25 protein-coding genes are annotated in these 25,968 nt (G+C 63.8%); 16 read left to right on the forward strand and 9 right to left on the reverse strand.

What is annotated here, in order from left to right; genetic code table 11:
• Nucleotides 1-507: 507 nt before the first annotated feature.
• The gene (locus HHL24_RS31520) at nucleotides 508-930 is read left to right on the forward strand and encodes a type II toxin-antitoxin system HicB family antitoxin (RefSeq protein WP_154562237.1); all 423 of its coding nucleotides are present in this window, start codon (nucleotides 508-510) and stop codon (nucleotides 928-930) included.
• A gap of 56 nt (nucleotides 931-986) precedes the next feature.
• Here the strand turns inward: HHL24_RS31520 and upp are convergent, their stop codons facing one another.
• Nucleotides 987-1,637, reverse strand: a complete 651-nt coding sequence (upp, locus tag HHL24_RS31525) for a uracil phosphoribosyltransferase (RefSeq protein ID WP_012432337.1) — start codon at nucleotides 1,635-1,637, stop codon at nucleotides 987-989.
• A gap of 226 nt (nucleotides 1,638-1,863) precedes the next feature.
• Here upp and HHL24_RS31530 point away from each other — a divergent pair, with 226 nt between their 5' ends.
• The 15 genes from HHL24_RS31530 (at nucleotide 1,864) to HHL24_RS31600 (ending at nucleotide 17,786) form a co-directional block, all read left to right on the forward strand.
• Nucleotides 1,864-2,646: an SDR family oxidoreductase gene (locus tag HHL24_RS31530; protein ID WP_169489229.1), complete on the forward strand. Its 783-nt coding sequence runs from the start codon at nucleotides 1,864-1,866 to the stop codon at nucleotides 2,644-2,646.
• 76 nt (nucleotides 2,647-2,722) lie between these two features.
• A complete protein-coding gene (locus HHL24_RS31535) occupies nucleotides 2,723-3,112 on the forward strand; it encodes a methylglyoxal synthase (protein ID WP_169489230.1) in 390 nt (129 codons plus the stop codon).
• 49 nt (nucleotides 3,113-3,161) lie between these two features.
• Nucleotides 3,162-4,136 (forward strand): quinone oxidoreductase family protein, encoded by a 975-nt coding sequence (locus tag HHL24_RS31540; RefSeq protein WP_169489287.1) that lies wholly within the window; start codon nucleotides 3,162-3,164, stop codon nucleotides 4,134-4,136.
• 259 nt (nucleotides 4,137-4,395) lie between these two features.
• Entirely contained in the window at nucleotides 4,396-4,509 is a 114-nt protein-coding gene (locus HHL24_RS31545) for a hypothetical protein (protein WP_054035137.1), read from the forward strand.
• Entirely contained in the window at nucleotides 4,506-4,598 is a 93-nt protein-coding gene (kdpF, locus tag HHL24_RS31550; protein ID WP_007175651.1) for a K(+)-transporting ATPase subunit F, read from the forward strand. Before HHL24_RS31545 ends, kdpF begins: the two co-directional genes overlap by 4 nt.
• The gene (gene kdpA, locus HHL24_RS31555; RefSeq protein WP_169489231.1) at nucleotides 4,595-6,400 is read left to right on the forward strand and encodes a potassium-transporting ATPase subunit KdpA; all 1,806 of its coding nucleotides are present in this window, start codon (nucleotides 4,595-4,597) and stop codon (nucleotides 6,398-6,400) included. Before kdpF ends, kdpA begins: the two co-directional genes overlap by 4 nt.
• Nucleotides 6,401-6,458: 58 nt before the next feature.
• Entirely contained in the window at nucleotides 6,459-8,543 is a 2,085-nt protein-coding gene (kdpB, locus tag HHL24_RS31560; RefSeq protein WP_169489232.1) for a potassium-transporting ATPase subunit KdpB, read from the forward strand.
• Between the two features lie 30 nt (nucleotides 8,544-8,573).
• Nucleotides 8,574-9,152 (forward strand): potassium-transporting ATPase subunit KdpC, encoded by a 579-nt coding sequence (kdpC, locus tag HHL24_RS31565; RefSeq protein WP_169489233.1) that lies wholly within the window; start codon nucleotides 8,574-8,576, stop codon nucleotides 9,150-9,152.
• A 137-nt stretch (nucleotides 9,153-9,289) separates the two neighbouring features.
• Complete coding sequence (locus HHL24_RS31570; protein ID WP_169489234.1) at nucleotides 9,290-12,124, forward strand: DUF4118 domain-containing protein; 2,835 nt, start codon at nucleotides 9,290-9,292, stop codon at nucleotides 12,122-12,124.
• Entirely contained in the window at nucleotides 12,117-12,815 is a 699-nt protein-coding gene (gene kdpE, locus HHL24_RS31575) for a two-component system response regulator KdpE (protein WP_169489235.1), read from the forward strand. Before HHL24_RS31570 ends, kdpE begins: the two co-directional genes overlap by 8 nt.
• Before the next feature lie 155 nt (nucleotides 12,816-12,970).
• Nucleotides 12,971-13,291, forward strand: a complete 321-nt coding sequence (gene sugE / locus HHL24_RS31580) for a quaternary ammonium compound efflux SMR transporter SugE (protein WP_169489236.1) — start codon at nucleotides 12,971-12,973, stop codon at nucleotides 13,289-13,291.
• 260 nt (nucleotides 13,292-13,551) lie between these two features.
• On the forward strand, nucleotides 13,552-14,163 hold the full coding sequence (locus HHL24_RS31585; protein ID WP_169489237.1) for a DUF4126 domain-containing protein: 612 nt from the start codon (nucleotides 13,552-13,554) through the stop codon (nucleotides 14,161-14,163).
• The gene (locus HHL24_RS31590; protein WP_169489238.1) at nucleotides 14,160-16,742 is read left to right on the forward strand and encodes an ABC transporter permease; all 2,583 of its coding nucleotides are present in this window, start codon (nucleotides 14,160-14,162) and stop codon (nucleotides 16,740-16,742) included. The genes HHL24_RS31585 and HHL24_RS31590 overlap by 4 nt, the downstream gene beginning before the upstream one ends.
• A 29-nt stretch (nucleotides 16,743-16,771) precedes the next feature.
• A complete protein-coding gene (locus HHL24_RS31595; RefSeq protein WP_169489239.1) occupies nucleotides 16,772-17,185 on the forward strand; it encodes a group II truncated hemoglobin in 414 nt (137 codons plus the stop codon).
• Complete coding sequence (locus HHL24_RS31600; RefSeq protein ID WP_169489240.1) at nucleotides 17,178-17,786, forward strand: DUF924 family protein; 609 nt, start codon at nucleotides 17,178-17,180, stop codon at nucleotides 17,784-17,786. The genes HHL24_RS31595 and HHL24_RS31600 overlap by 8 nt, the downstream gene beginning before the upstream one ends.
• A gap of 50 nt (nucleotides 17,787-17,836) precedes the next feature.
• Here the strand turns inward: HHL24_RS31600 and HHL24_RS31605 are convergent, their stop codons facing one another.
• The 8 genes from HHL24_RS31605 to HHL24_RS31640 all read right to left on the reverse strand — a co-directional run bounded on the left by HHL24_RS31605 (nucleotide 17,837) and on the right by HHL24_RS31640 (nucleotide 25,966).
• Nucleotides 17,837-19,822, reverse strand: a complete 1,986-nt coding sequence (locus HHL24_RS31605; protein WP_169489241.1) for an ArnT family glycosyltransferase — start codon at nucleotides 19,820-19,822, stop codon at nucleotides 17,837-17,839.
• A gap of 290 nt (nucleotides 19,823-20,112) precedes the next feature.
• Nucleotides 20,113-20,859: an SDR family oxidoreductase gene (locus tag HHL24_RS31610; protein ID WP_169489242.1), complete on the reverse strand. Its 747-nt coding sequence runs from the start codon at nucleotides 20,857-20,859 to the stop codon at nucleotides 20,113-20,115.
• A gap of 84 nt (nucleotides 20,860-20,943) precedes the next feature.
• The gene (locus HHL24_RS31615) at nucleotides 20,944-21,528 is read right to left on the reverse strand and encodes an LOG family protein (RefSeq protein ID WP_169489243.1); all 585 of its coding nucleotides are present in this window, start codon (nucleotides 21,526-21,528) and stop codon (nucleotides 20,944-20,946) included.
• A 2-nt stretch (nucleotides 21,529-21,530) separates the two neighbouring features.
• A complete protein-coding gene (locus HHL24_RS31620) occupies nucleotides 21,531-22,256 on the reverse strand; it encodes a TetR/AcrR family transcriptional regulator (RefSeq protein ID WP_169489244.1) in 726 nt (241 codons plus the stop codon).
• Nucleotides 22,257-22,554: 298 nt separating this feature from the next.
• On the reverse strand, nucleotides 22,555-23,208 hold the full coding sequence (locus HHL24_RS31625; RefSeq protein WP_169489245.1) for a diacylglycerol kinase: 654 nt from the start codon (nucleotides 23,206-23,208) through the stop codon (nucleotides 22,555-22,557).
• 20 nt (nucleotides 23,209-23,228) lie between these two features.
• Complete coding sequence (locus tag HHL24_RS31630) at nucleotides 23,229-24,260, reverse strand: glycosyltransferase family 4 protein (RefSeq protein ID WP_169489246.1); 1,032 nt, start codon at nucleotides 24,258-24,260, stop codon at nucleotides 23,229-23,231.
• A 30-nt stretch (nucleotides 24,261-24,290) separates the two neighbouring features.
• Entirely contained in the window at nucleotides 24,291-25,232 is a 942-nt protein-coding gene (locus tag HHL24_RS31635) for a UDP-2,3-diacylglucosamine diphosphatase (RefSeq protein WP_074284929.1), read from the reverse strand.
• A gap of 212 nt (nucleotides 25,233-25,444) precedes the next feature.
• Entirely contained in the window at nucleotides 25,445-25,966 is a 522-nt protein-coding gene (locus HHL24_RS31640) for an RDD family protein (RefSeq protein WP_169489247.1), read from the reverse strand.
• Nucleotides 25,967-25,968: the final 2 nt, after the last annotated feature.

Genomic DNA, 25,968 nt, shown 5'->3' on the forward strand with positions numbered 1-25,968 from the left:
AAAACGCCGCGCCAGTCCCGGCAAGCCCCGCGGAAGGCGCGATGCGCCAGGCAGTTGTGCAAGTTGAGCCGCTCTTTGAGCGGATTCGAATTTTATCACGGCGCCGGGGGGCGGCAGTGGGGTATGAGGCGAAAGTGGGCATCAGGCGCCTCTTTCAGTCGCGCCAAATATCCCCCTTATCTTTAGTGACCATCATTACGGTTGAAAATATAAACATTTTTGTTTATATTTGCTCCTGTGTTCATGAACACAGGAGGGCCGGTGAAGCAAAGCGAGTTCAGACGTTGGCTCGCTGACCAAGGGGCGACTTTCGAACAAGGCAGCAAACATTTGAAGGTGTATCTGAACGGTCGGCAGACCACACTGCCGAGGCATCCCGCTCACGAGATTTCGGAGCCGCTTCGCAAAGCAATTCTTAAGCAACTGAAATGCAACTCGAGGCAAGCCCCGCAAGGGGCTTCATCACCGCCCAAGCTTTTCCCGTTAAGGGACCACGGAGAGTTACCTATGTTTCGCTATCCCGCCCGCATCGAAGCAGACGAAGCCGGCTTTACCGTTTCCTTTCGCGATATTCCGGAGGCACTGACCTCGGGCGCAACGCTCGAAGAAGCGCGCGAAATGGCGGCCGACGCGCTGGCGACGGCGATGGACTTCTACTTCGAAGACAAGCGGCAAGTTCCGTTGCCGTCAAAGGCACGGCGCGGCGAAGAGCTGGTCGAGCTGCCTGCCAGCCTGGCCGCCAAAGTACTGCTGCTCAACGAAATGCTCGCGCAAAAGGTGTCGCCTTCCGAATTGGCGAGACGTCTTCATACGCGTGCGCAGGACATCCAGCGCGTCATCGACCTTGGGCACGTCACGAAGATCGACACGATCGCGTCGGCGCTAGCCGCGCTCGGCAAGCGTCTCGAGTTGTCGATCGTGCCCGCATAGCCGGAAACCGCGCGGCGGCGTTTTTCGCGCCGCCGCTCCGTTTTTTCAGCCCGCTGTCAGTTTTTCGTGCCGAACAGGCGGTCGCCGGCGTCGCCGAGACCCGGCACGATATACGCATGCTCGTTCAGATGCGAATCGAGCGACGCCACGTACAGCTTGACGTCCGGATGCGCGTCCTGGAACACCTGCACGCCTTCCGGCGCGGCCACCAGCGCGAGGAACATGATGTTCTCGCCGGCCACGTTGCGGCGCTTGAGCACGTCCACCGCGTGCACGGCCGAATAGCCGGTCGCGACCATCGGATCGCACAGAATGAACACACGGTCTTCCAGATCCGGCAGGCGCACCAGATACTCGACCGGCCGATGGTCTTCGGCGCGATACACGCCGATGTGGCCCACGCGCGCGGACGGCACCAGCTCCAGCAGGCCGTCCGACATGCCGATGCCGGCACGCAGCACCGGCACGATCGCCAGTTTCTTGCCGGCGATCACCGGCGCGTCGATCTCCACCAGCGGCGTGGTGAGGCGGCGCGTGGTCATCGGCAGGTTGCGGGTGATCTCGTAGCCCATCAGCAGCGTGATCTCGCGCAGCAGTTCGCGGAACGTGCGGGTCGAGGTGTCCCGGTCGCGCATATGCGACAGCTTGTGCTGGATCAGCGGGTGATCGAGGATGAAAAGATTGGGAAAACGGCTGTCCTGAGTCATGGCGGGGGCGCAAGCGGCGGCTAGAGGGATCGGTTCGGCGCTCCGCACGGCCTTGAAACCGGCTGACGGACGCGCCACGGCGCAAGTTTACCGAAAGAGTGGCGCCGGAAGATACCGGAGATTGCAGTGGCCCGGCGCAGTCCTGCACCGATTCTTCTAGAATCGGGGGAATCTTTGCAACGATTGGGCAACCGCGGGGTCTCCCCCGCGCCACGAGGATACACACATGGACATGGGAATCGCAGGACGCACCGCGCTGGTTTGCGCGGCCAGCAAGGGACTGGGGCGCGGCTGCGCGGAAGCGCTGGCAGCCGAAGGCGTCAACCTGACGATCGTCGCGCGCACCGCCGAGACGCTGGAGGCGACCGCCGCCGAGATTCGCAAGCAGAGCGGCGTGGAAGTGAAGACCGTGGCGTGCGACATCACCACGCCTGAAGGGCGCGCCGCAGCGCTCGCCGCCTGCCCGCAGCCGGACATTCTGGTCAACAACGCGGGCGGCCCGCCGCCGGGCGACTTCCGCAACTTCACGCACGAAGACTGGATTCGCGCGCTGGAGAGCAACATGCTGACGCCGATCGAACTGATTCGCGCGACCATCGACGGAATGAGCGAGCGCGGCTATGGGCGCATCGTCAACATCACGAGCTCGGCGGTCAAAGCGCCGATCGACGTGCTTGGCCTGTCCAACGGTGCGCGCTCGGGGCTGACCGGCTTCGTGGCGGGACTGGCGCGCAGCAAGGTGGCCTCCACGGGCGTGACGATCAACAACCTGCTGCCGGGGCTGTTCGACACCGACCGCATCGCCACCACCTTTTCCGCGCAAGCCAAGGCGCAAAACATTTCCGTCGACGATGCGCGCAAGCAGCGCATGAAGACGATCCCCGCCGGCCGTTTCGGCAATCGCGATGAATTCGGCCGCGCCTGTGCATTCCTGTGCAGCGTGCATGCCGGCTACATCACCGGCCAGAACTGGCTGATCGACGGCGGCGCTTACCCCGGTACGTTCTGAACGGGCACGTTTTGAAGCACCGGCACCACCATCACTACAACAACGATAATCACAACGGTTTCAGGAGTCTTACGTCATGACAACCCGCATTGCGCTGATCGCGCACGATCACAAGAAAGACGACATCGTCAAACTGGCCGGCGAATACGTCGATACGCTCAGGCGCTGCGAGATCGTCGCGACCGGCACGACCGGCACGCGCATCGGTGAAGCGCATGGCCTCACGGTCGAACGCATGTTGTCCGGCCCGCATGGCGGCGACCTGCAGATCGGCGCACAGCTCGCGGAAGGGCGGGTGGACATGGTGATCTTCCTGCGCGACCCGATGACGCCGCAGCCGCACGAACCGGATATCAACGCGCTGGTGCGTGCCTGCGACGTTCACAACATCCCGTGCGCCACCAACATTTCAACCGCGCGAATGATTCTCGACGTGCTGACCTTGCGCCTTACGCAGCAGGTCTGAACGCGCGCGTGCGGTGCGACCGATCGACATCACAAACCAAGGAGACATGATGGTCAAAGCAATCCGATTCGATAAAACCGGCGGCCCCGAGGTGATGAAATGGGTGGACGTCGAAGTGGGCGAACCAGCTGCGGGTGAGATCCGCATCAAACAGAACGCGGTTGGGCTGAACTATATCGACGTGTATTTCCGCACGGGCTTGTACCCGTTGCCATTGCCCGGCGGTCTCGGCATGGAAGCGGCCGGTGAAGTGACGGCGGTCGGCACTGGCGTAACCGGTCTCAAAGTGGGCGATCGCGTGGCGTACGTAGCGCGTCCGCCTGGCGCATACACCCAGGAGCGTGTGTTGCCGGCGGTGCAAGTCGTCAAGGTGCCCGACGCATTGACCGACGAGCAGGCAGCGTCCGTCATGTTGCAAGGCTTGACCGCGCAATATCTGCTGCGCCGTACGTATCCGGTGAAAGCGGGCGACACGATCCTGATCCAGGCTGCGGCCGGCGGCGTCGGCTTGCTGGTTTGCCAGTGGGCGAAGGCGCTCGGCGCAACGGTGATCGGCACGGTCGGCTCCGACGAGAAAGCCGAGATCGCCAAAGCGCACGGCTGCGACCATGCGATTGTTTATACGCGCGAGAACTTCACCAAGCGCGTGCGCGAGATCACCAATGGTGCGGGTGTGCCGGTGGTGTACGACTCGATCGGTAAAGACACGTTTACGGGCTCGCTCGATTGCCTCGCGCCGCTCGGCTTGTTCGTGAGCTTCGGCAATGCCTCGGGGCCGTTGCCGCCGATCGATTCGTCGGAATTCGCCGGACGTGGTTCGCTGTTCTTTACGCGCCCGACGCTCTTCACTTATATGGCCAAACGCAGCGACTACGAGGCGATGTCCGCGGAACTGTTCGACGTGCTGGTATCGGGCAAGGTGAAGACGAGCATCAATCAACGCTACGCGCTGGCGGATGTCGGGAAGGCGCACGCGGATCTTGAAGGGCGCCGTACCACGGGCTCGACGGTTTTGCTGCCGTAAACGCGCATGCCATAAGCGCATGGCGGAGCACCGCGCGGGTGTAAAAACCCCAGCGCCATGACGCTTGCGGTGCATGGCAGCCAGGCCTGCGCGAAAGACCGCAAACCTATACCCATCGGCACAAGGCCGTTCCATCCCACGATGGAACGGCCTTTTCCGTTTACGCGATTTTTACATCCTATCTCGAATCTTTGACCAGGCCTTTACGCGCTTCGGCATAACGTTGCACCTATCCAAAGTCCGTGAATGGGGAATAAAAATGGATGTGCTGTATGTCGGGGGGATGGTGCTGTTTTTCGCGCTGACCTTTGCGTTGATTGCCGGCTGCGAGAAGTTGATGCAGTTCCGGCGTGGCCAGGGAGCTCGCTCATGACCTGGATTCTCTGGTTGTCGGGCGCGGCTACCGCGCTGCTGTTTGTGTACCTGGTCTATGCGCTGTTGCGCGCGGAGGACATTGAATGAACTCGAACAATGTCCTGCAAGCGGGCCTTTTCATCGTCGTGCTGCTGGCAGCCGCGGTGCCGATGGCCCGCTATCTGAGCAACGTGATGGACGGCACTTCGCGCGTGGTCCGCTTCGGCGGTCCGCTCGAACGTTTGCTGTATCGCATCGCGGGCGTCGATCCGTCGGCGGAAATGGGCTGGAAGCACTACGCCATCGCCACGATCGCGTTCAACGCGCTCGGCACGCTTTTCCTTTACGTGTTGCTGCGCGTACAAGGCTGGCTGCCGGGCAATCCGCAGCAGTTTGGCCCGATGACGGTCGACGGTGCATTCAACACGGCGGTCAGCTTCGTGACCAACACGAACTGGCAGGATTACACGCCTGAGCAAACCGTCGGTTATCTCGTGCAGATGCTCGGTCTGACCGTGCAGAACTTCTTCTCCGCTGCAACCGGGATCGTCGTGGTGATCGCGTTGATTCGTGGTTTTGCTCGTCATACGGCGCAAACCATCGGCAACTTCTGGGTCGACCTCACGCGTGTGACGCTCTACGTGTTGCTGCCGATGTCGGCGATCGTGGCTGCGATCCTGATGAGCCAGGGCGTGATCCAGAACTTCAAGTCGTATCAGGATGTGCCCACGCTGCAAACCACCACGTATGCGGCACCGAAGCTCGATGCACAGGGCAATCCGGTGAAGGACGCCAAGGGCAATCCGGTCACGGTCGATACGCCGGTGAAGACGCAGACCATCGCGATGGGCCCGGTCGCATCACAGGAAGCGATCAAGATGCTCGGCACCAACGGTGGCGGCTTCTTTAACGGCAACTCGGCGCATCCGTACGAAAACCCGACGCCGTTCTCGAACTTCCTGCAGATCTTCTCGATCCTGATCATTCCCGCAGCCTTGGCACTCGTGTTCGGTCGGATGATCATGGACCGCAAGCAGGGCGTGGCCGTGCTCGCGGCGATGACGATCGCGTTCGGCGTATGCGTGTTCGGCGAAATCAGCGCCGAGCAATCGGGTAATCCGGCGTTCACCGCATTGCACATCGATCAATCGGCGAGCGCGTTGCAGTCGGGCGGTAATGCGGAAGGCAAGGAAACGCGCTTCGGTATCGCGCAGTCGGGCATCTTCACGGTGGCGACCACGGCGGCTTCGTGCGGCGCGGTAGCCAACACGCACGACTCGCTGACACCGATCGGCGGCCTCTATCCGATGCTGCTGATGCAACTCGGCGAAGTGATCTTCGGCGGGGTGGGCTCCGGTATGTACGGCATGCTCGTGTTCGCACTGCTGGCCGTGTTCGTGGCAGGCCTGATGATCGGCCGCACGCCTGAATACGTCGGCAAGAAGATTGAAGCGTACGAGATGAAGATGGTGTCGATCGTGGTGCTGTTGACGCCGCTGCTGGTGCTGGTGGGCACGTCGATCGCGGTGCTGACCGATGCGGGCAAAGCGGGTATCGCGAACCCCGGCGCGCACGGCTTCTCCGAAATCCTTTACGCGTTCAGCTCGGCCGCGAATAACAACGGCAGCGCGTTTGCCGGCTTGACGGTGAGCACACCGTTCTACAACTGGCTCACGGCCATTGCGATGTGGTTCGGCCGCTTCGGCACGATCATCCCGGTGCTGGCGATTGCTGGTTCGTTGGCATCGAAGAAGCGCATCGGCGTGACCGGCGGCACGCTGCCGACTCACGGCCCGCTGTTCGTCGTGCTGCTGCTCGGCACGGTGTTGCTGGTTGGCGCGCTGACTTATGTGCCCGCGCTCGCGCTCGGACCTGGTGTCGAACATCTGATGATGATGGGCGCCCATTGAGGCAGCCCTTGCGAACCAACACGAGTGAACAGGCGCAAACGGGAAATTCGAGGATTCAATGACTGAACATAATGCAACCAGGTCCATGTTCGACCCGGCGCTGCTGCGCCCGGCGATCGTGGACTCCTTCAAAAAGCTCACGCCGCGCACGCAGTTCCGTAACCCGGTGATGTTCTGCGTGTACGTCGGCAGCATTCTGACGACCATTCTGTGGGTCGCCGCGCTCGGCGGTCAGGCCGAGGCGCCCGCGGGCTTTATTCTCGCGGTCACCTTGTGGCTGTGGTTCACGGTGCTGTTCGCGAACTTCGCGGAAGCGCTCGCCGAAGGCCGTTCCAAGGCTCAGGCAGCGTCGCTGCGCAGCGCGAAGAAAGACGTGATGGCCAAGAAGCTCAACGAGCCGCATCCGAAGTCGCCGATCCGCATTCTGACGGCGTCCGATCTGCGTAAAGGCGACGTCGTGCTGGTCGAAACCGGCGACGTGATTCCGGCTGACGGCGAAGTGATCGACGGTGTCGCGTCGGTCGACGAATCGGCGATCACCGGTGAATCGGCACCGGTGATCCGCGAGTCGGGCGGTGACTTCTCGTCGGTGACGGGCGGCACGCGCGTGCTGTCGGACTGGATCGTCGTGCGTGTGACGGCCAATCCGGGCGAAGCCTTCCTCGACCGCATGATCGCGATGGTCGAAGGCGCCAAGCGTCAGAAGACGCCGAACGAAATCGCACTGACGATTCTGCTGGTCGCGCTGACCATCGTGATGTTGCTGGCTACCGCCACGCTGCTGCCGTTCTCGATGTTTTCGGTCGAAGCTGCAAAAGCCGGTCACGTGGTCACGATTACCGCGCTGGTCGCGCTACTGGTGTGTCTGATTCCGACCACCATTGGCGGGCTGTTGTCGGCGATCGGTGTGGCCGGTATGAGCCGGATGATGCAGGCCAACGTGATCGCCACCTCGGGCCGTGCGGTGGAAGCGGCCGGTGACGTCGACGTGCTGTTGCTCGACAAGACCGGCACGATCACGCTCGGTAACCGTCAGGCATCGCAGTTCGTGCCGGCGCCGGGTTTGACCGAAGAAGCACTGGCCGACGCCGCCCAGCTTTCGTCGCTCGCCGACGAAACGCCGGAAGGCCGCAGCATCGTTGTGCTGGCCAAGCAGCGCTTCAATATCCGTCAACGCGATATGGCCACGTTGAAGGCGGAATTCCTCGCCTTCACGGCACAAACGCGGATGAGCGGTGTGGATCTGCCGGGCCGTGAAATCCGCAAGGGCGCAGCCGACGCAGTGAAGAACTACGTCGAAGCGAACGGCGGCCGTTTCCCGAACGAAGTCAGCACCGCAGTTGCTGAAGTCGCACGTCGCGGCAGCACGCCGTTGGTGGTCGCCGAGAAAGGCGAGCAGGGCGCACGCGTGCTCGGCGTGATCGAACTGAAGGACGTGGTGAAGGGCGGCATCAAGGAGCGCTTCGCCGAGCTGCGCAAGATGGGTATCAAGACCATCATGGTGACGGGCGACAACCGGCTCACGGCAGCAGCGATTGCAGCAGAGGCAGGCGTCGACGATTTCCTCGCCGAAGCCACGCCGGAAGCGAAGCTCGCCACGATCCGCGCTCACCAGGCTGAAGGCCGGCTCGTGGCGATGACCGGCGACGGCACCAACGACGCCCCGGCACTCGCCCAGGCCGACGTCGCGGTGGCGATGAACACCGGCACGCAGGCGGCCAAGGAAGCCGGCAACATGGTCGACCTCGATTCGAATCCGACCAAGCTGATCGAGATCGTCGAGATCGGCAAGCAGATGCTGATGACACGCGGCTCGCTCACCACGTTCTCGATTGCCAACGATGTCGCCAAGTACTTCGCGATCATCCCGGCAGCGTTCGCCACGACCTATCCGGCACTGAACGCGCTGAACGTGATGCATCTGGCCACGCCGGCCTCAGCGATCATGTCGGCGGTGATTTTCAACGCGCTGATCATCGTGCTGCTGATTCCGCTGGCGCTCAAGGGCGTGAAGTACCGGGCGCTGGGCGCGGCGATCCTGCTGCGCCGCAATCTGCTGGTCTACGGTTTGGGCGGGATCATCGTGCCGTTCATCGGCATCAAGCTGATCGATATGGTGCTGGCCGCGTTCGGCTGGGTTTGAGAAGCGGCTGTTTAAGAGGAATTACACATCATGAAAAATCTGTTCCGTCCGCTGATCGTGATCTTCGCGGCACTGACCGCCGTCACCGGACTCGCTTATCCCGCTGTGATGACCGCAGTCGGTCAGGCGGCCTTCAACAACCAGGCTAACGGCAGCATGCTCGAGCAGGACGGCAAGGTGGTCGGCTCGAAGCTGATCGGCCAGCAGTTCGACGCGCCGCAGTACTTCTGGGGCCGCCTGTCGGCCACCAGCCCGATGCCGTATAACGCGACCAACTCGGGCGGTTCGAACCTCGGCCCGACCAACCCGGCGCTGCTCGATGAAGTCAAAGGCCGCATCGACGCGTTGAAGGCCGCTGGCACGGATATGTCGCAGCCGGTGCCGGTCGATCTGGTGACGTCTTCGGGCAGCGGTCTCGATCCCGAGATCAGCCCGGCGGCCGCCGCGTATCAGATCGAACGCGTCGCCAAAGCGCGTAAGCTCGCCGCGAACGATGTGCAGGCGCTGGTCGATCGTTATACGAGTGGCCGCCAGTTCGGCATTCTCGGTGAGCCGCGCGTGAACGTGCTGCAACTGAATCTGGCACTGGATGAGATGAAACACGGTTGAGCGTCGATAAGCGCCGGTGATGGCTGTGGTTCGAGGAGGCGGCGTCCATGCGGTGCCGCCTTCGCCATTTGCGGCGCGGCCGCTGCCGTGCCACCATGCATGCACTATCGCTCGCCTTACTATGAAAACCATTGAGCATGAACCGCCCCGATCCTGATGAACTGCTCGACAAGCTGCAACGTGACGAAGAAAAGCGTCAACGGGGCAGGCTGAAGATTTTCTTCGGCGCGTCGGCGGGCGTCGGCAAGACCTATGCGATGTTGCAAGCCGCGCGGCGCCGTGCCGATGAAGGCGCGGACGTGGTGGTCGGCATCGCCGAAACGCATGGCCGCAGCGAAACCGCTGCACTGCTCGAAGGCCTCGACGTGCTGCCGCTCGCGCATATCGAGTATCGCGGCCGCAAGCTCGGCGAGTTCGATCTCGACGCTGCGCTCGCCCGCAAGCCTCAGCTGATCCTCGTCGACGAACTCGCGCATTCGAACGTGCAGGGCGCACGGCATCTGAAGCGCTGGCAGGACGTCTACGAACTCCTCGACGCGGGCATCGACGTCTACACCACGGTCAACGTTCAGCACCTCGAAAGCCTGAACGACGTGGTCGGCCAGATCACCGGCATCCGCGTCTGGGAGACGGTGCCCGACCGCGTGTTCGATCGCGCCGACGAAGTCACGCTGGTCGACCTGCCCGCCGAAGAACTGCTCGATCGGATGCGTGACGGCAAGGTGTATTTGCCGCAGCAGGCCGAGCGCGCGGTGCGCAACTTCTTTCGCAAGGGCAACCTGATCGCGCTGCGCGAGCTGGCATTGCGCCGTACCGCGGACCGTGTCGATGCGCAGATGCGGGAATATCGCGCCGATCGTTCGATCCAGCGGATCTGGCAGGCGCGTGAGCGCTTGCTGGTGTGCGTGGGTCCCGGCCCGGAAGCGCCGATGCTGGTGCGCGCGGCGGCGCGTCTCGCCGCCAGCCTGAAGGCCGACTGGATCGCCGTCTATGTGGAAACGCCCGCGCTGCAGCGTTTGCCTGACGCACGCCGCGAACGCACGCTGAACGCCTTGAAGCTCGCCGCCGAACTCGGCGCTGAAACCGCGACGCTGGCGGGCACCGATGCGGTCGCCGCACTGATCGGCTACGCGCAGGCTCGCAACGTCTCCAAGCTGGTGGCCGGCGCTTCGGCCCGCAGCGGTCTCAAGCGCTGGCTGCGCCGGCCGCTCGGCGAGCGCATCGCCGAACGCGCGGGCGATCTCGATCTCACGCTGATTCGCGCGTCGTCGGAACGCGACGGCGCCGAGCATCGCCGCTTGCTGAATACCACCGCGAATGCGTGGCGCGAGGCGCTGAGCACGGCACGCGAACGCCGTTCGCCACCGCGCGCCTATGGTTTCGCGCTGGCGATTTGCGCAGCCATTACGATGCTGTCGAGTCAGCTGATCGACCATATCGATCTGACCAACCTCGTGATGCTGTACCTGCTCGGCGTGATCTTCACGGCCGTGAAGTTGGGGCGCGGGCCGGGTGTCGTGCTGTCGTTCATGAGCGTGGCCGCGTTCGATTTCTTCTTCGTGCCGCCGCGCATGTCGCTGTCGGTGTCCGACACGCAGTACCTGCTGACCTTCTTCGGCATGCTGCTGACGTCGCTCGTCATCAGCCATCTCACCTCGAGCTTGCGCCGCGAAGCGAGTGTCGCGCGGCGTCGGGAGCAACGCACCGGCGCGATGTACGCGATGGCGCGTGAACTGGCGGCGGCGCTCACCACCGAGCAGATCGTCGGCATCGGCAGCCGGCATGTGAGCGAAGTGTTCGGCGCACGTGTCGCGATCCTGCTGCCCGACAGCGCCGATCAGGTGAAGCAGAAGATCGAAGACCCCGACGCGACGATCACGCTCGAAGGCGAGATGCTCGATATCGACGTCGGCCAATGGGTCTACGATCAGCAGAAGCCTGCCGGGCAAGGCACTGATACGTTGCCGGCTGCCGCCGCGCTGTATCTGCCGCTGAAGGCGCCGATGCGTACGCGCGGCGTGCTCGCGGTCGTGATGCGCGACGAGCGCGAGCTGGATGTGCCCGAGCAGCAACGCATGCTCGACGCGTTCGCCGCGCAAATCGCGCTAGCGCTGGAGCGGGTGCATTACGTCGACATCGCGCGCGACGCGCTCGTCAATATGGAATCGGAGCGTTTGCGCAATTCGCTGCTGTCGGCGATTTCGCACGACCTGCGTACGCCGTTGACCACGATCGTCGGCTTCTCGTCGATGCTGGCGCAATCGCGCGAGGCGCATCCCGGTGCGCAACCCGGCGACGATCTGGTCGAAGCGATCCACGAAGAAGCGCTGCGCATGACCGGCATCGTCACCAATCTGCTCGACATGGCGCGCTTGCAGGCAGGCAGCCTGCAACTGAACCAGCAGTGGACGCTCCTCGAAGAAACGGTGGGCGCCGCGCTGCGGGCGTGCAAACGGGTGCTGGCAAATCATCCGGTGCAGGTGAAGCTGCCCGCGGATTTGCCGCTGCTGCACCTCGATGCCGTTCTGATGGAGCGGCTCTTCTCGAACCTGTTTGAGAACGCGGCCAAGTACACGCCGCCGGATGCGCCATTGACGATCGGCGCGCAACGTCTTGACGCGGATGGCAAGTCGTTCGTACGCGTCGCGGTCGACGATAACGGGCCGGGTCTGCCAGCCGGCATGGAAGCGCGTGTGTTCGAGAAATTCACGCGTGGCGAGAAGGAGTCGGCCAAGCCGGGCATCGGCCTCGGCCTTGCGATCTGCCGCGCGATCGTGGAAGCGCACGGCGGTACAATCGGCGCGCTCAATCGGATGTCCGCGGACGGTCGCGTCGAAGGCGCGCGCTTCTGGTTCACGCTGCCGGTGGAAACACCGCCCGAAGCACCGGATGCGCTGGAAGACGAAGGCGCCGACGTTTTGCCCGACCTTGATTCAACTCTTAACCCGCTTTCCAAGCCTAGCCATGAGTGACCCGAGCATCACCGTCGTCCTGATTGAAGACGAAAAGCAGATTCGCCGTTTCGTGCGAACCGCGCTGGAAGGCGAGGGCATCGTCGTGCACGACGCCGAGACCGGCAAGCAAGGTCTCGTCGAAGCCGCGACGCGCAAACCCGATCTCGTCATTGTCGATCTCGGTTTGCCCGACACCGATGGTCTCGACGTGATTCGCGAACTGCGTGGCTGGAGCGAGTTGCCGATCATCGTGCTGTCGGCGCGCACCCAGGAAACCGAGAAAGTCGCCGCGCTCGACGCCGGTGCGGACGATTACCTTACCAAGCCGTTTGGCGTCTCCGAACTGCTGGCGCGAATCCGCGCGCATATGCGGCGCCGCAATCAGGGCGGCGCGAATGAATCGCCGCTGGTGCGCTTCGGCGCGGTGACGGTCGATCTGGCCTTGCGTCAGGTGAGCCGCGACGGCGTCGCCGTCCATCTCACGCCGATCGAATACCGCCTGCTCGCGACGCTGGTGCGCCACGCCGGCCGCGTGCTGACGCACCGGCAATTGCTGCGCGACGTGTGGGGGCCGTCGCATGTCGAGAGCCATCACTATCTGCGTATCTATATGGCGCATCTGCGCGGGAAACTCGAGCGCGATCCGGCGCAACCGGAGCATATCGTCACGGAAACGGGCGTGGGATACCGGCTGGTGGGCGCGGTTTGAGTCTGCCCGAGGCGTCCGCCGCGCCCTTGCGCGCCTTTTCGGCTTGTCGCTGCAGCAAGGCGGCGTGCTATTTTGATATAATTTACAGATCGTAAGGACGACCTTGCGCATCCGCTACGAACGGGGACGGCCCCATCTGACCATGGAGCTGTCTCATGTCCTGGATTCTTCTGCTGATTGCCGGTTTGCTCGAAGTCGCATGGGCGGCCGGTCTCAAAACCTCCGAAGGTTTCACCCGCCTGTGGCCATCCGTATTCACGGTGGTGACCGCGCTCAGCAGCTTTGTCCTGCTCGCGATGGCGATGCGCCAGTTGCCGCTCGGCACGGCCTACGCCGTGTGGACGGGGATCGGCGCGGTCGGCGCGTTTATCTTCGGCATCGTCATGATGGGTGAGGCACTGACGGCCGCGCGGGTGGCGAGCGCGGCGCTGATCGTGATCGGATTGATCGGGTTGAAGCTGTCGTCGGGGCATTGAGCCCTTGTTGTTCAGCCAGATTGTCGTGTCCGCGTGTGCCCGAGCCGGGTGCAAACTGGACGCCATTAGAGCCCGCCATTTGTTCGCCGCTCTGCGTTCTGCGAATTAACGTGGCTATAATGAGATTGAATCCAACCTGAAATTGCCCGCGGCCCATTTGGCGCGGCCGGCTTGGCGCGGGTCTGACGACTTCGGTGCGGCGGCTCCCTTTCTTTTGCCCGTCGAAGCGCCCGGCACGCACAGCGCGCCTGGAGGCGGCCATGCTTGAATCACTTTCGCTCGCTGCGGGCCTCTCATGGGGCAGCGGTCTGCGCCTCTATCTGACAGTCCTGCTGGCCGGCGTGTTCGCACGTCTGGGCTTCATCCATCTCCCCGATACGCTGTCCGCCCTGTCCTCGCCGTGGGTAATCGGCGTTGCCGGCGTGCTGACGGTCACGGAATTTCTCGCCGACAAAATCCCAGCGTTCGATTCCTTATGGGACGCGGTCCATACCTTTATCCGCATTCCCGCCGGCGCGGTACTGGCGGCCGGCGCGCTCGGCCATGCCGATCCCGCGCTGCTGACGGTCGCGGCACTTGCGGGCGGCACGCTGGCGGGCACCGCGCATCTGGCGAAAGCGGGCACGCGCGCGCTGATCAATCTGTCACCGGAACCGGTGTCGAATGTCGTGACCTCGACCGCTGAAGATGGTCTCGTGTTCGGCGGCATGCTGCTCGCGCTGTTCGTGCCGGTTCTGTTCCTGGTATTGATGGTGGGCTTCCTGATGCTGGCAGGCTGGGCGTTGCCGCGGCTGTGGCGCGGGGTGCAGGGCGGTTTTCGCGGGATGGCGACGCACATGGTGTCGCGCTTTGCCAGGAGTCGGCACGATTGAGCGATACGGTAAGGGGTGCTGCGGCGCGGTCGGCCTCACGGCCAACACGCCGGCTGGGCGGCGCGGATGTGCTGCGCCAGGCCATCCGCATGACGGCGCGCGACTGGCGCGCGGGCGAATTGACGATGCTGCTGCTGGCACTGGTGCTGGCCGTCGCGGCGTTGTCGAGTGTCGGTTTTCTGGCTGACCGCTTGCATCAGGGGCTCGAGCGTGATGCGCGGCGCATGATCGCCGCCGATTTCATCGTCCGTGCCGATCATCCGGTCGATCCGCAGTTCGCGCAGCAAGCGGGCGCGCTCGGTCTGAATACCGCCAGCACGGCGATCTTCCCCAGCATGATCAATTCGACCGCTGCGCAGCCGGTCTCGCGGCTGGCCGCCATCAAGGCGGTGTCGCCGGGTTATCCGTTGCGCGGCGCGTTGCGGATCGCGCCGGCGCCTGGCGCGGCAGACCATCCCACACAGTCGATTCCGGCGCCGGGTACGGTATGGGTCGATCAGGCACTCCTCGACGCATTGAAGCTGCATGTCGGCGACGCCGTGAAGGTCGGGTCTCGCAGCTTCACGATCGGCGCGGTGATTACCCGCGAACTCGACCGTGGCTTTTCGTTCGTCAATTTTTCGCCGCGTTTGATGCTGCGTGCCGACGAGGTCCAATCGACCGGCCTCATCACCTTCGGTAGCCGCGTGACTTACCGGTTGCTGGTGGCGGGACCGGATGCGTCGGTAGCGCGCTTCGCGCAGTTCGCGCATGACAAGGTGGACGGCGGCAAGATGCGCGGCGTCGCGCTCGAGTCGTTGCAGGATGGCCAGCCGCAGGTGCGTCAGACGCTCGACCGCGCGGGTCACTTCCTCACGCTCGTCTCGCTGCTCACCGCGTTGCTCGCGGCGGTGGCGATCGCGATGGCCGCCCATCGGTATATGCGCCGGCATCTGGACGGCTGCGCGGCGATGCGCTGCCTCGGCGTCAGTCAGGCCACACTGCGCACGCTGTTCACACTTGAATTCGTCGGGCTGGGTTTGATCGGCGGTGCGCTCGGCGTGGCGCTCGGTTACCTGGGGCACATGGCATTGCTAACGTGGCTCGGCAGTCTGATCGACGTCGCGTTGCCGTACCCAACCGCGTGGCCGGCGCTCGAAGGTATCGCGGCGGGTCTCGTACTGCTGCTCGGCTTCGCGTTGCCGCCGCTGTTGCCACTGACGCGCGTGCCGCCGGTGCGCGTGCTGCGTCGCGAATGGGGTGAAGCGGGGCGCACTGCCTGGGCCGCCTATGCGCTCGGCATCGTGTTGTTCGCGGCACTCCTGATCGTCGCGGCGGGCGAGTTGAAGCTCGGTGGCATCGTCGCGGGCGGCTTTGCCGGCGGAATGCTGGCGTTCGCGTGCATCGCGCGGCTGGCGTTGTGGGGCGCGTCGCGTGTCGTGCGCAGCGAGCGCGTGAACGCCGGAATCGGCTGGCGCTACGCGCTGGCGTCGCTAGAGCGGCGCAGCGGCGCGAGCGCGTTACAGATCACCGCGCTCGGCATCGGTTTGATGTGCCTGTTGCTGATCGCGATGACGCGTAACGACCTCGTGGCCGGTTGGCGCAAATCGACGCCGCCCGACGCGCCGAACGAATTCATCATCGACATCCAGCCCGACCAGCGCGACGCTGTCACGCAATATCTGAGCACGCACGGTGTGCCCGGCACGGTGCTCTCGCCGATGGTGCGCGGGCGGCTGATCGCGATCAACGGCAAGCCGGTCAATCCGGATTCGTTCAAGGGCGACGATGCCAGGCGTCTCGTCGACCGCGAATTCAATCTGTCGTACACGACCGAGCTACCCGACGACAACCGTCTCTCTGCCGGCACATGGTATGGCGACACGAAGACGCCGCAGATTTCGATTGAGCAGGGGCTTGCGAAGCTGATCAACGTAAAGCCTGGCGACACGCTGCGCTTCGACGTGACGGGTTTGCAGATCGATGCGCCGGTAACGAGTGTGCGCAAGCTCGACTGGGGCTCGTTCAAGGTCAACTTTTTCGTGCTGATGCCGCCGGCCGCCTTGCAGGATTTCCCGGCGACGTTCATCACGAGCTTCCATTTGCCGCCCGAAAAGCAATCGACCATCGACGGGCTGATCGCCGCCTATCCGAACCTCACGGCAATCGATACCGGCCCGATTCTGGCGCAGGTGCAGCGTGTCTTGCAGCAGGTAATCGGCGCGGTGCAGTTTCTGTTTGCGTTCACACTCGCGGCCGGCGTGCTGGTGCTCTACGCAGCGCTTGCCGGCACGCGTGATGAGCGTATGCGAGAATCCGCGCTGCTGCGCGCGCTGGGCGCGTCGCATCGTCAGGTGCGGGCGGTGCAGGTCGCCGAGTTTGTGGCGGTGGGGGCGCTGGCGGGTTTGATGGCGGCGGTCGGCGCGCAAGTGGTCGGCTGGGTGCTGGCGACGCGCGTGTTCGAGTTTTATCTGACCTTCGATCCGTGGCTGTTGCCTGCGGGTGTTGCAGCCGGGATTGCCTGCGCGGGCGTGGGTGGCTGGCTCAGCTTGCGGCATGTGCTGGCGCGGCCCGCGCTGCAATCGCTGCGGGATGCGTGATTTTTCTATTTTGGTTTTTGTGATTGGGTATGAGCGATCTTAACGACGAAGTGTCCGCCGCACAGCCGACGGCCTTCGAACTGGTGGGCGGTGAAGCGCGCGTGCGCGAACTGGTCGACCGGTTTTATGACTTGATGGATCTCGAAGCGGAATTCGTGGGGATCCGGGCGTTGCATCCGGAATCGCTCGATGGCTCGCGCGACAAGTTTTTCTGGTTCTTGTGCGGGTGGATGGGCGGACCCGATCATTACATCAGCCGGTTTGGCCATCCCAGGTTGAAGGCGAGGCATATGCCGTTTCCGATCGCGTCCAGCGAGCGGGATCAGTGGCTTCGCTGCATGGCGTGGGCGATGGAAGACGTCGGGCTTTCCGAGCCCTTGAGGGAGCGGTTGCTGGCGTCGTTCTTCGAGACCGCGGACTGGATGCGTAATCGCAATGGTTGATGGCGGGGCAGCGCTGCCGGAAGCGGAGGAGGCGCGCGCAGTCCTGGACTGCTGGTTTGGCGCTCCAAATACACCCACCTTCGGCCAGGCACGCAAGCTCTGGTTCTCCCGCGATCAGGCCTTCGATGCGATGCTGCTGGAACGTTTCGCGGCACTGATCGATGCGGCGCGCGAAGGGTCTCTCGACAGCTGGACGGAAACACCGCTCGGCGCGTTAGCACTGGTCATCGTGCTGGATCAGTTTTCCCGCAATTGCCACCGCAATACGCCGCGCGCCTTCGCTGCCGACCATCAAGCGTTGCGCATCGCGCAACAGATGATCGCAAGCGGCGCCGATCTGTTGTTGCCGACCGCGCATCACCGCGCGTTCGCGTATTTGCCGTTCGAACACGACGAAACGCTCGCCAGCCAGCACGAATCGCTGCGCCTGTTCAAACAGCTGAAGGCCGAGCCGGACGGTGCGTCCTACTACTCGTCCGCGGTCGGGCACGCCAGAATCATCGAGCGTTTCGGACGCTTTCCACATCGCAATGCGCTGCTCGGGCGCCAGTCGACGGATGAAGAAACGGCTTTCCTGAAAGGACCCGGCTCGTCGTTCTAGGCGCAAGGGAAACGCGCAAGCGCAGGCCAGGCGCTAACTGGCGTTGCGTGCTACTCGCCGTGCGTGGGCGTCGCCGGCGTCCGCACGAACACTCGCAACAGCTCGTCGGTGTCGCCCGGGCGCGCGCCGGACCAGAATAGTTGCCAATCGCCAGCCGGCGCGCGCGCATTGTCGCGGCGGCTCTCGGCGATCAGCCACGTGCATTCGGTCGTCGCGGTGTCAGTTGTCGGCTGATGCTCGATGCCGGTGTAGTAGTACAGCATCGGCGCTTCGGATTCGCCGAGGTCCGTGCTGGCCATGCAATCGCCATCGTTCCATTCGATATTCATGCGGGCGCTGAGGTTTTCGAACACGGAGCGGTAACTCTTCGCATAGTCGAGCCATGGCATCAGCAGCGTGCTCACCAGTCCCCACGCGAGAATCGCGCCGGTGCACCAGCTCAGCGCGCCGCGCCATTTGCCGGTGTGCCTGAAGACAGGCAGCAACCACAGCCAGCCGAGCGTCAGCAGCAGCGCGGCGGCGATCAGCCCGGGTTTGACCGGCAGCACCCAGTCGAGCGGCAACCAGCGGCCGAGCCGGTGCAGCGACGCATGCGTGTTGGCCGGACCGCTCATGATCGACCAGATGATCCACGCGAGCGCGGCCGCGCTGCCAAACAGCACGCGGCTCGCCATGTCCCAGCTTGCGTGCAGGCGCCGCGGCAGCTTTTCGATGCCTTGCATTGCCACCAGTGCGAGCGGGGCGATGAACGGCAGAATGTACAGTTCGCGAACTGTGGCCGAGGTTTGCAGTACGGCAAAGCCGGTGCCCGCGAAGATCACCGGCAGGGCCACGCGCGGATCGCGCCAGCGGCGCCACCCGCCGCCGGCGAGCGCGGCCAACGCAAGCGGCACCACCGGAAAGCCGACGCTTAGCACGGTGCGCAGCACGAATAGACGGCTTTCATTTTCAGAGCCGAGTTCCGCCACCGAAAAGCCAAAGAAGCGGCCGATGTTGTTGTCCCACAGCCAGACCTTGAAGAGCGCTTCGGAGCGCAGATAGAAAAAAATCGGCCAGATCAGCGCGAAGGGCGCGCAGACCAGCGCGGCGATGCCGAGCGCCGCTGCAAAGCTGCGAGTACGGCAGCCGGGATACAGCACCAGCACCGCGACGGTGGTCGCGCCGAACACGAGCGGCACGAACAGGCCCTTGGCCAGCAACGACACGCCGACGCCTGCGCCGAACATCGCCGCGCCGCTCAGAATCGCGTGGCGCCGACGGCGTGCGTCGACCGGCAGCAGGCGCGCTTCGTCGCGCAGATGGACCAGCACTAGCTCGAACAGTCCGCAGAAACCGAGCGCGGCACCGGCCATTAGCGCGACGTCGGTCATCATGTCGTGCACGTGCTTGACGACGACGAGCGTGCCGGCGAACAGCGCAAGCGTGCCGATTACGCGGATATCGAGCCAACTCGACGCGGCCACCGCGCGGCGGGCGACGCGTGCCGTGTAGTAGACGGTCAGTCCGGCGAAGAGCGCGCTCGCGAGGCGTGCGGCGTCATGCAAAGGCAGGTAGCGGCCGAACATCCACGCGAGGCCGGCGGCGACCCAGTCATAGATAGGCGGCTTTTCCACAAAGGGCTGACCAGCGTTGGTCGGCACGACCAGATCGCCGGTGTCGAGCATGTGCTGGATGATGCCGAACGTATAGGTCTCGTCCTGCTTCCATGGCTCGTGCCCCAAGGTGCCGGGCAGGAGCCATGCGCAGAGGATCGCAAACGCGACCAGCCACATCAGCGGGCGGGCAGCCGTGAGCGCGCGCAAGCGCCGGGCGCCACGCGAAGCGGTGGGCGCCGAGGGACCGGCAGGGGCGGCAGGCCTTGCGGGCGCCGCGGCTTCGGCAGCGGCAGTGTGACCGTCTGGCAAGGCCGCGCCGGATTCGGCAATGTGTGCCGAGCCGGGGCGCGTGTTCGCCGCACCGTCGGCAGGGCCGGCCGGCGCAGGCGTCGCAATCGCGACGTTCCCCGTGCGCCAGGGCGCGGATCGGTTTTCGACCATGAGAATCTCTGATTGCCCAACGCGGCGACGTGGGCCGCGGGCTTATGCAATGGCTGTGCATCGCATGCGGGGTGCATGCGAATGCTGCGATTGTAGTCCCAGATTATTACGGCTGATTACATAAAAAACCGGGAAGATTGTGATCAGCCGAACGGATTGAGCCGATTCCTCGTCAAATGGGAGGGAATCGGGAATCGGGAATCGGGAATCGCGAATGGAGAAGGCAGAAGTGGTCGGGGAAGCCGCTGGTCGCTTAGAAGACGCGGGGCGCTAACCAGTAAAACGGCCGCTCAGCGTCCGCCGGTGACGTCAAGCAGCGCGCCCGTCACGTACGAGGCGGCGTCGCTCAACAACCAGACGATCGATTCGGCGACCTCGTCGGCGCTGCCGGGGCGGCCCAGCGGCGTGGTCGCGCCGAGCTGGGCGGCGCGCTCGGGCTTGCCGCCGCTGGCGTGGATTTCGGTATCGATCAGGCCGGGACGCACCGCGTTCACGCGCACACCTTGCGGGCCGAGTTCCTTGGCGAGGCCGATCGTCATGGTGTCGACGGCGCCTTTCGAGCCGGCATAGTCGACGTATTCGTTCGGCGAACCCAAACGCGCAGCCGCCGACGAGATATTCACGATCACGCCCCCCGCGCCGCCACGGGTTGTCGACATCCGGCGCGCGGCTTCGCGTGCGCACAGGTACGCGCCGAGCACGTTCACGTCAAACATGCGCTTCAGACGCGCGAGGTCCATATCCGCAAGCTGGCTCGACGGCGCGACGATCCCGGCATTGTTGACGAGCGCATCGAGCCGGCCGAACTTCTGCTGGAGCGCGTCGAACATTGCGATCACGTCGGCTTCGCTGGCGACGTCTCCGGCAATCGGCAACGCATGGCCGCCGGCGCGTTCCACTTCAGCCACGGTTTCCTGCGCGGCCGCGAGGTTGCGCGCATAGTTCACGCCGACCGACCAGCCGCGTGCGCCCAGCAAACGCGCGGTTGCGCGGCCAATGCCGCGGCTGCCACCGGTGATCAGAACGGCTTTCGTCATCACAACCTCATCGTTCGGGTGGGGGCCGCAGGCGCGTGCGGCCGGTGTTCATTCAGATGGTCGAAGAAGCGCAGCAGGCGGCGATCAAACGGCGTCGCGTTTGATGGCCCATTTGTCGTTGGCAGGCGGCTTATAGCGTTGCAGCTTGTCGATCAGCGCGACGGGATCGGCATCCCTTTGCAGGATGTCGAAATAGGTTTGCCGCATGAAGCCTTCGTCTACCGTGTGTTTGAGGAGCGCGATCAGCGGATCGTAGAAGCCGTCGATATTCAGCAGTGCCACCGGTTTCTGGTGATAGCCGAGTTGCGCCCACGTATAGACCTCGAACAGCTCTTCTAGCGTGCCCGCGCCGCCCGGCATCGCGACGAACGCGTCGGACAGGTCGGCCATCATCTTCTTGCGATGATGCATGTCGGGCACCACATGCAATTCGGTCAAGCCGTTATGGCCGACTTCCTTGTTGACCAGCAACTCGGGAATCACGCCGATTGCGCGGCCGCCTTCGGCCATCACCGTATCGGCGATCACGCCCATCAGGCCAACCTTGCCGCCGCCATAGACCAGCGCGAGATCAGCCTGCACCAGCGCGCGGCCGAAGGCACGCGCGGCTTCGGCGTACAACGGTCTGGCTCCGTCGGAGGAGCCGCAATACACACACACCGACTTCATGCTCAAACGTCCTTCGGTTCGTTGCGGGGCGCGGCGCCCTCTTTCGGCGGCAGGAAGTCGTAGAACTCGCGCTTGGGCAGCTTGCCGGATACGAGGTCGTCGAAAATCTGCCGCGAGCGGCCGCGCAGATAAGGCGCCATTAGCGAAATGATCTGTACGCTCACCTGATGCAGTTCAGCGCGAATGGTTTCCTGCTCGTTGTACTTGCGCGGGTTCATCACGAACTGATACGACAGCCAGTAAGTCGCGATCACACCGATGTTGGTCGCGATCACTTGCAGCTCTTCCGGCGTGGCGACCATTTCGCCGTCCGCCACGAGTTGCTCGCAGAACTGGCTCGCAAAGCGCACCTTGTGGCTGATGATCTGCTTGAAGTGCGTTTCGAGCGTGCGATTGCGCGCGAGCAGATCGTTCAGATCGCGATACAGGAAGCGATAGCGCCAGGTGAAATCGATCATGTACTGCAGGTACGACCACATTTCTTCAATGGTCGCGCGGTGATCGTCGGGAAAGCGCAGACGCTTTTCGATCTCCTGCTCGAACTGGCTGAAGATGCTGTTGATGATGTCGTCTTTGTTGCGGAAGTGGTAGTACAGGTTGCCTGGACTGATTTCCATTTCCTCGGCGATCGTCGTTGTTGTGACGTTCGGCTCGCCGATCTCGTTGAACAGCTTCAACGACAGTTCGAGGATCCGTTCGCGGGTGCGGCGGGGAGGTTTGGCTTCCATGTAGTCCGGCCCTGGTTACGCCGGGCTGGACGCGTGGCGGCATGCCGCTACTGCGTGATCCACCCGGACGCGGTTGGTATAGTCGAGCGCCCCCAAACCTGCCGCTGAGCGACAGGCCCCCCGAGGGGGCAATCCCCCAAGGGGACTTCCTGCGGGGCGGAAAACCTGGGGCGACCCAGCGCTTTCTTGTGAGACTATCGGCCGATTATAAACCGACCGTTCTTATACCAAGCGGATACTCAGGGTTTTCATTCTTTGGGACGTTCTTAGGATCTTTGATAGCGACGTAACGCAAGTTTTACAACCACGCTTTGACCCAACGCACGACGAGCGGTCCGACGATCAGCCCCCACGTCATCAGACACATGCCGAGCGCGACCATGACCGCCGCGCTGCCGAGGTCCTTGGCACGGCGCGACAACTCATGACGTTCGAGCGAAATCCGGTCGATGGCCGCCTCGACGCTCGAATTCAGCAACTCGACGATCAGCACCAGCAGTACCGAGCCGAGCAGCAACACGCGCGACACGGGATCGACCGGCACCAGCACGCCGCACGGAATCAGGATCGCGGCGAGCGTGAGCTCCTGGCGGAACGCGCTTTCCTCGCGGATCGCCACACGAAACCCGGCAAGCGAATTTTTCATCGCGTGCCATGCGCGGGTCAGGCCGCGATTGCCCTTGTACGGATTGAAGGGAAGCGGTGCGAGCGGATCGTCGGGGCTAAGCGGTTCGTGGGCCTCGTCGGCATCGGCTGAAGCACGCGCGCCGCTCATGCCGTTCATGCCGCTCACGCCGTTTAAACCATGCGCGTGATTGGCATGATCAGGCGAACTGGTCTCGTTCACATCGTCGAACGGTTCGACGCTGCTTGCGTCGTCGGCAGCGACGGCGTTGACGGCGCGCAGCGCGCCGTTCGCCGTGCGTGCCACGGTAGCGTTTCTCTCTCGCATGGGCGGCTCGGCGCGTCGCGTCATGCGGCGGCGCTTTCCTCGCTGTACGAGGTGCGCGGCAGCGGCTTCAGATGTGCCGCGAACTGCTCGGACGCCGCTGCCCACGAGAAACGTTCGGCCCACGCGCGTGCATGGCTGCGTTCGATCTTCAATGCTTCGAGGCAGGCCTCGCGCAAGTCTTCGTGCATGGCGCCCGCGCCGCCATCGCCAAGCACGTCAATCGGGCCGGTCACCGGATACGCCGCGACCGGCGTGCCGCAGGCCAGCGCTTCTAGCAGCACGAGCCCGAAGGTATCGGTGCGGCTCGGAAACACGAATACGTCGGCGGCGGCATAGACCTTGGCCAGTTCGGCTTGCGTCAGCACGCCCAGGTAATTCGCTTGCGGATAGCGCGACTTCAGTTCGGCCAGCGCCGGGCCTTCGCCTGCGACCCACTTCGAGCCGGGCAGATCGAGCTTGAGAAACGCCTCGACGTTCTTTTCGACCGCTACACGTCCCACGTACAGAAAGATCGGCCGCGCGGTGTTGAGGACCTTCGAGTCCATCTGGTGAAAGATCTCCAGATCGACGCCGCGGGTCCACAACACCACATTGGTGAAGCCGAATTTTTCGAGGTCGGTCTTGACCACCGGCGTAGGCGCCATCACGGCCAGCGACGCCTTGTGGAACCAGTGCAGAAACTTGTAGGTGGCCGCGAGCGGAATGCCGAAACGCGCCTGCACGTATTCGGGAAAGCGCGTGTGATAAGCGGTCGTGAACGGCAGCTTGTGCTGGATCGCATAGGCCCGCGCGGCCATGCCGAGCGGGCCTTCGGTGGCGATGTGCAGCGCGTCGGGCGCGAATTCGTCAATGCGCTGACGCAGCTTGCGGCGCGGCAGCAGCGACAGGCGAATCTCAGGATAGGTCGGGCACGGTATCGTCTTGAACTCGAGCGGCGTCAGCAAGTCGACGTGGTGGCCGAGTGCGGTCAACTCTCGCGTGGTGTTTTTCAGCGTGCGCACGACGCCATTGACCTGCGGTTCCCATGCGTCGGTGACGATCATGATCTTCATCGGTTTCGGCCCAATAGAGGTGGAGAGGGACTACGCGGTCGCCCGGGCCTTTTGCACGCCGACTTCCGGGGCGCGCATCACGGTCCAGTAGATCACCTTGAGTTCGCCTTCGTACGTCTCGACGAGTGCCGACAGGCTTTCGACCCAATCGCCGTCGTTGCAATACAGCACCCCGTCGATGTCGCGAATCTCGGCTTTGTGAATGTGCCCGCAGACCACGCCGTCGCAACCGCGGCGGCGCGCTTCGTCAGTCATGACCCGCTCGAACGACGAGATGAAATTCACCGCGTTCTTCACCTGATGTTTCAGGTATTGCGACAGCGACCAGTATGGAAAGCCGAGCCGGCTGCGGATCCGGTTGAACCAGCGGTTCAGGATCAGGATCATCGTGTAGAGCGTGTCGCCGAGATAGGCGAGCCACTTCGCGTGCTGGATCACGCCATCGAACAGATCGCCGTGCACGATCCATAGGCGCTTGCCGGCGAGCGTCGTATGGAACGCTTCGCCGCGCACGTGGATGTCGCCGAACGCGAGGTCGCAGAACTGACGCGCGGCTTCGTCGTGATTGCCCGGGACGTAGATGACCTGGGTGCCTTTGCGCGCTTTGCGCAGCACCTTCTGCACGACGTCGTTGTGCGCCTGCGGCCAGTACCAGCCTTTTTTCAACTGCCAGCCGTCGATGATGTCGCCCACGAGGTACAGGTATTCCGACTCGTTGTGCCGCAGGAAGTCGAGCAGGTACGGTGCCTGACAACCGCTCGAGCCTAGGTGGATGTCGGATAGCCAGATGGTGCGATAGCGGTGCGGCTCGGCGTGCTCGTCGTCGTGATGGCCGGCGTGCGCGTCGAGTGGCAATGACGGCACAGGCAGCGGCAAGCCGTGACTAGGATTGGGTTCCGGGCGGAACGCGACAGGGTCGACGCTCGGGCCGGTCTGGCGGAACAGGGAAGTCGCGGACGTTTTGGGGTCCATGGCTCACGCGTCGAGTTGCGGTGCCCGTATTGCGCCAGCCGCGCGTGACCCTGCCGTGACAGTCACGAGAAGTTCTTATTACTATGCGGGCGGAGGGGGACGGCGGTAGGGGCGCGGCGAGGTGCAAAGAAGGGCTGTGGTGACAGGCAACCGCAGTAAAGCGAACGCAAACCACGGACGCGGCAGCGTGAATTGCAAGGCGGCCCGTTTGCTCAGCCCGCGACGCTGATCACGCGCGTACCAGCGAGACGGTCGTGCAGGAATTGACGCTGCGAATCGAAGCGGCCGGTGGCGGCCCACAGCACGAACCAGATCGCTGCGATCACCAGCGTCTGCGGCACGGTGAGACCCAGCAGCGGATGCAGCGCGAGCGGCGGCAAAAACCACAGCCAGGCCAGCACGTAACGAACAATCGCGCGGCCCGTGGACAGCGGCGCGCCGTTGGCGGCGACGACGCGCAGGCGCCACGTTTTCATCGGCAGCGTCTGACCGCTGTGGGTCCAGAACCAGACGAAATACAGACCGACCACGAGGCCGATCCACGCTGCGAGCATGTTGTGATGGGTGAGACCATTGCGCTGCTGCGACAACGTGCTGAACAGATAGCCCGCGATGAACACGACGCCAAACAGGATCACGGCTTCGTAGAGCAGCGTGGCAAGGCGCCGGCGGACGGAGGGTGCGGCGCCGGATGAATCGGCGGGCAGTGTCGAGGTGGAGAGCGGTTGGGACACGG

The organism is Paraburkholderia polaris (genome assembly GCF_012927345.1).
GTDB classification, from domain to species: domain Bacteria; phylum Pseudomonadota; class Gammaproteobacteria; order Burkholderiales; family Burkholderiaceae; genus Paraburkholderia; species Paraburkholderia polaris.

Coding starts and splice junctions, on each gene's coding strand:
- HHL24_RS31595 (WP_169489239.1), top strand. CDS start 16,772: ATGAGCGATCTTAACGACGAAGTGTCCGCCGCACAGCCGACGGCCTTC.
- HHL24_RS31540 (WP_169489287.1), top strand. CDS start 3,162: ATGGTCAAAGCAATCCGATTCGATAAAACCGGCGGCCCCGAGGTGATG.
- kdpE (WP_169489235.1), top strand. CDS start 12,117: ATGAGTGACCCGAGCATCACCGTCGTCCTGATTGAAGACGAAAAGCAG.
- HHL24_RS31605 (WP_169489241.1), bottom strand. CDS start 19,822: ATGGTCGAAAACCGATCCGCGCCCTGGCGCACGGGGAACGTCGCGATT.
- HHL24_RS31630 (WP_169489246.1), bottom strand. CDS start 24,260: ATGAAGATCATGATCGTCACCGACGCATGGGAACCGCAGGTCAATGGC.
- HHL24_RS31520 (WP_154562237.1), top strand. CDS start 508: ATGTTTCGCTATCCCGCCCGCATCGAAGCAGACGAAGCCGGCTTTACC.
- kdpA (WP_169489231.1), top strand. CDS start 4,595: ATGAACTCGAACAATGTCCTGCAAGCGGGCCTTTTCATCGTCGTGCTG.
- upp (WP_012432337.1), bottom strand. CDS start 1,637: ATGACTCAGGACAGCCGTTTTCCCAATCTTTTCATCCTCGATCACCCG.
- HHL24_RS31585 (WP_169489237.1), top strand. CDS start 13,552: ATGCTTGAATCACTTTCGCTCGCTGCGGGCCTCTCATGGGGCAGCGGT.
- HHL24_RS31620 (WP_169489244.1), bottom strand. CDS start 22,256: ATGGAAGCCAAACCTCCCCGCCGCACCCGCGAACGGATCCTCGAACTG.
- HHL24_RS31615 (WP_169489243.1), bottom strand. CDS start 21,528: ATGAAGTCGGTGTGTGTGTATTGCGGCTCCTCCGACGGAGCCAGACCG.
- HHL24_RS31600 (WP_169489240.1), top strand. CDS start 17,178: ATGGTTGATGGCGGGGCAGCGCTGCCGGAAGCGGAGGAGGCGCGCGCA.
- HHL24_RS31625 (WP_169489245.1), bottom strand. CDS start 23,208: ATGCGAGAGAGAAACGCTACCGTGGCACGCACGGCGAACGGCGCGCTG.
- HHL24_RS31530 (WP_169489229.1), top strand. CDS start 1,864: ATGGACATGGGAATCGCAGGACGCACCGCGCTGGTTTGCGCGGCCAGC.
- sugE (WP_169489236.1), top strand. CDS start 12,971: ATGTCCTGGATTCTTCTGCTGATTGCCGGTTTGCTCGAAGTCGCATGG.
- HHL24_RS31545 (WP_054035137.1), top strand. CDS start 4,396: ATGGATGTGCTGTATGTCGGGGGGATGGTGCTGTTTTTCGCGCTGACC.
- HHL24_RS31610 (WP_169489242.1), bottom strand. CDS start 20,859: ATGACGAAAGCCGTTCTGATCACCGGTGGCAGCCGCGGCATTGGCCGC.
- HHL24_RS31635 (WP_074284929.1), bottom strand. CDS start 25,232: ATGGACCCCAAAACGTCCGCGACTTCCCTGTTCCGCCAGACCGGCCCG.
- kdpF (WP_007175651.1), top strand. CDS start 4,506: ATGACCTGGATTCTCTGGTTGTCGGGCGCGGCTACCGCGCTGCTGTTT.
- HHL24_RS31570 (WP_169489234.1), top strand. CDS start 9,290: ATGAACCGCCCCGATCCTGATGAACTGCTCGACAAGCTGCAACGTGAC.
- kdpB (WP_169489232.1), top strand. CDS start 6,459: ATGACTGAACATAATGCAACCAGGTCCATGTTCGACCCGGCGCTGCTG.
- HHL24_RS31535 (WP_169489230.1), top strand. CDS start 2,723: ATGACAACCCGCATTGCGCTGATCGCGCACGATCACAAGAAAGACGAC.
- kdpC (WP_169489233.1), top strand. CDS start 8,574: ATGAAAAATCTGTTCCGTCCGCTGATCGTGATCTTCGCGGCACTGACC.